A 2573-nucleotide genomic window follows, 5' to 3' on the forward strand; every position below is an offset into this window, starting at 1 on the left:
GCAGGAAATGCAGAAGGAGATACTAATGCAGGAGATGCAGAAGAAGATGTTAATGAAGTAATTGTAGAAGAAGATGCCACTGCAGAAGAGTCTATGTCTGCAGGAGACTTTAAAATTAGTGGTGGAGAAATAAATGTTGATTTTAAATTTGCAAGTGGCGTTTTAACTATTCTTAGTGGAAAACAAATGACAATTCAAAATAATAATCCAAATACTCCAACAAAACATAGGATTGTTATACCTAAAGATATAAAAGCTGAATTAATATTTAATGGAGTAAATATTAAAACCGCATCTGGTGGTAATAGCCCATTTACTTTAACACCAGATAAAGATGGTGGTGCATATGCACATATTATATTACAAGATGGTAGTGAAAACATACTAGAGTCAGGTGATTTATATTATCCAGGTATGAGAGCAGGAAAAAGTACTACTCTAATTATTGATGATTCTATTGTAAATAGAGATATTGAAGGAGAGTTTATAGTTCCTGAGAGTGGAAAAATTCCTAGAGATGTAACTCTAGAAAATGGAGACACGCTAAAAAAAGGAGATCGCCTTACACTACTAGATAGTAATAATAGAGGAAGTTTAAAAGTTGTTGGAAATTATTTTTCTGCAGGTATTGGTGGTGGAAATACTGAAAGTGGAGGAAATATTATTATTAATGGTGGTGATATAACTGCTATAGGTCAAGAATCGAGTGGTAATACGGGATATGGAGCTGGAATAGGTGGAGGTGGTAAGGGTAGTGGTGGAGATATCACAATCAATGGTGGTATTATAACTGCTAAAGGCGCATACCATGGAGCTGGAATAGGTGGAGGATACAATACAACAACAAGTAGAGGATTAAGTCCATCAGTAGTAGATCCTAACACAGGTTTTGGTTATAGTGGAAATATTACAATTAATGGAGGACTTTCCTATTCATATGGAGGGGCACATGGTAGTGCATTTGGAGATGGATGTGTTAGTAGAGGAACAGATAGAGGATATCGTGTACTTGTAACTGGAGGAACGGTTTTACCTTATACGACAGGATCAGGAAGTTGGATTTTTGACCTAAGTGCTACAACAGGAGATGTTATAGTAACAGGTGGTTCATTAAAAGCAACAACATTCAAAAGTCTCAATGGATCAGTTGCATACGGTGATTTAGAAAAGAAAACACACGTTTTTATGAGTAAAATATCTCTAACATATTTAGGGGAAGATAAAGTTGATACTACACTAGTTGAGGATTTTAAAATGCTAATTAATGGGAAAATTTATCCTTATGGAGCGCCTAGTTATACAGATGATCAAGGGATTCTTTACTTATGGTTCTCTGACCAATTTACTGGTTCTGAAGTATCTGTTGATTTAACTGTTGTAGATAAAATTACTGGAGAACTTCTAAAACCAGAGGATTTTTATATTAAAGATATAGGTTCAGGTTCTTCATTTTTAAAGCAATATGAAGAATTTACTATTGATAAGACTCCACCATATTTGATTAGTAAAAGATATGATGGATTACCATTTGAAAAAGACGTAGAAGAAGGATTTTTAGATTGGCTATTAAAAGATGGTGGTATTCCGATAACTACTCCTAAAGGTGAAAAACTTACAGATAAAAAATTTATGACTATTAGTTCTCAACGTTTAGATGATGAAACGATGCAACCAGATGTAAATTTAGGAAGTGATGACCTTACAAAACAAGTTGATGCTGGAAAATATCAATTAAGCGTTACATCGACACAGTTTTCTAGTGAATACCCTTTTAATGATGCTTATTGGGGGCATAGAGCATTTTATAAGGCAGAAATTATTCCTGCTGATGCAGAAACTTCATTAGTTGTAGAAGAGTCTAAAGTTAAAACTGATGTTTTTAAACCAACAGATACGTTTACATTAAATGCTACTGTTTCACCTGATAAGAAAGAAGGACCAGATTGTGCCTCTCCAAGAGGTTATGTACAATTCTATATTAATGGAAAGGAATATAAAGATCCAGTAGAATTAAAAACTCATAATAAGGGTAGTGGGAGTCATAATTATAGTACTGCATCTATTGAATGGAGACCTTTAGATAATAATCATCATATTTTTACTACTGAACAAACTATTACTGTAAAATATATTGGAGATGATATAAATTACATTGAAGGTAGTGAGGATGAAAAGAAGTTAAAGTTAGATATGATAAATGTAGATATAGATGGGGATGGAAAACCGGATATAAATATAGACACTGATGGGGATGGAAGGCCAGATATCAATATAGATACGAGTGGTGATTGGAAGCCAGATATTAACATAGATACTGATAATACAGGTGAATGGAAGCCTAGTACAGAAGGTGGAAATGGAGATGGTATTTGGAAACCTGATAAAAATATAGATACCAATGGAGATGGAAACCCTGATACAGATTATAATCGTCCAGCAGTAGATACAGATAATGATGGAGTAGATGATTATTGGAAGCCTGATAAAAATGTAGATACTGACTCAGGAGGTTATGATACAGGTAGTCCAGATCCAGATAACCCGGATCCAGATAACCCAGATCCAGATAACCC

At 34.2% G+C, this 2573-nt stretch carries 1 protein-coding gene; it reads left to right on the plus strand.

Translation table 11 applies throughout. The features are described from left to right. The coding region (gene cbpA, locus KGF39_RS19190) for a collagen-binding adhesin CbpA (RefSeq protein ID WP_227823541.1) at positions 1-2573 on the plus strand (2573 nt) is incomplete at both ends.

Origin of the sequence: Clostridioides sp. ZZV14-6345, assembly GCF_020657775.1 — a bacterium.
Taxonomy (GTDB): Bacteria; Bacillota; Clostridia; order Peptostreptococcales; family Peptostreptococcaceae; genus Clostridioides; species Clostridioides difficile_D.